Source organism: Nocardia sp. NPDC023852 (genome assembly GCF_040639505.1).
Classification (GTDB): domain Bacteria; phylum Actinomycetota; class Actinomycetes; order Mycobacteriales; family Mycobacteriaceae; genus Nocardia.
In genome coordinates this window covers 1-1,309 of the sequence record NZ_JBFAAB010000081.1, presented here as the reverse complement: position 1 = coordinate 1,309, position 1,309 = coordinate 1, and the positions used below count along the sequence as shown (strand labels likewise).

Here is a 1,309-nt window from a genome sequence, read left to right as displayed (position 1 = left end):
TACTCCAGCTGCACTTCGTGATGTTGCGGGGTAGCCTTTTTCGTTGTGTCGGTGGATGAGGATCTGGCTGCGTGGGTGGCCGGGTTGGATGAGTTGTTCGGACAGGTGGCGGGCCGGTTTCAGCGGGCGGAGCCGCGGTTGCGGGCACGGTTGTATGTGCGGGGCCTGCTGGCTCCGCTGGCCGGGAAGAATGGGTGGACGCTGGCGGAAGCGGCCGGTGAGCGCACACCAGACGGGATGCAGCGGTTGTTGCATGCGGCGGCGTGGGATGCGGACGGGGTGCGTGATGACCTGCGCGCCTACGCGGTCGAGCATCTGGGGGCACCGGACGGTGTTTTGGTTGTCGACGAGACGGGGTTTTTGAAGAAGGGTGTGAAATCTGCTGGGGTGCAACGGCAGTACTCCGGAACAGCGGGTCGGATCGAGAATTGTCAACTGGGTGTGTTCTGCGCCTACACCGGTAGCAAGGGGCGCACGCTGATCGATCGGGAGTTGTATCTGCCCAAGTCGTGGACCGAGGATCGGCAACGGTGTCGTGAGGCGAGCGTGCCCGAGGATGTCGCGTTCGCGACCAAGGCGACCTTGGCGAAGAACATGCTGGCCCGAGCCCTGGATGCGGGAGTGCCGGCCAGGTGGGTGACCGCGGATGAGGCCTATGGCGGCGACGGCAAGTTCCGGGCCTGGCTCGATGATCGCCGGATCGGGTACGTCGTCGCTGTTCCACGCAGTCAGACCATCCCCGTCACCGCAGGCTGCACGCGTGCGGATCACCTTGTCACGCAAGCACCTTCGCAAGCATGGAAACGGCGTAGTTGCGGTGCCGGAGCGAAAGGGCCACGACTGTTCGACTGGGCGGTGGCCTCTCTGCCGGTCTATGAGTGGACCACAGCCCCGGGCTGGAGCCGCTGGCTGCTGGCGCGGCGGGCACTGACTCCGAACGCCAAGGGCGCACTGGAGATCGCCTACTACCTGTGTTGCGCACCCACAGGCACCACCGACGAGGAACTGATCCGCGTCGCCGGATCCCGATGGGCCGTCGAGGACTGCTTCCAAACCGCCAAAACCGAGGTCGGCCTCGACCACTACCAGGTCCGCCACTACGACGCCTGGTACCGGCACATCACCCTGGCCATGCTCGCCCACACCTACCTCGCAGTCACCGCCGCTATCGCCCCAAAAGCGTTGGCAGCGGCCTCATCTCGCTCACCCTCGGCGAAATCCGCCGTCTTCTGGCACACGTGATCACACACTCACCCGACCGCGCAGCGATCTGGCGATGGTCAACCTGGCGCCGACGCCACCAATACAG

The 1,309-nt window shown here is 65.2% G+C and carries 1 protein-coding gene; it reads left to right on the top strand.

Features of this window, described 5'->3' with window-relative positions; genetic code table 11:
* Positions 1-51: 51 nt before the first annotated feature.
* Positions 52-1,242: an IS701 family transposase gene (locus AB0H00_RS31960; RefSeq protein WP_357273675.1), complete on the top strand. Its 1,191-nt coding sequence runs from the start codon at positions 52-54 to the stop codon at positions 1,240-1,242.
* The last annotated feature ends 67 nt before the right edge of the window (positions 1,243-1,309 follow it).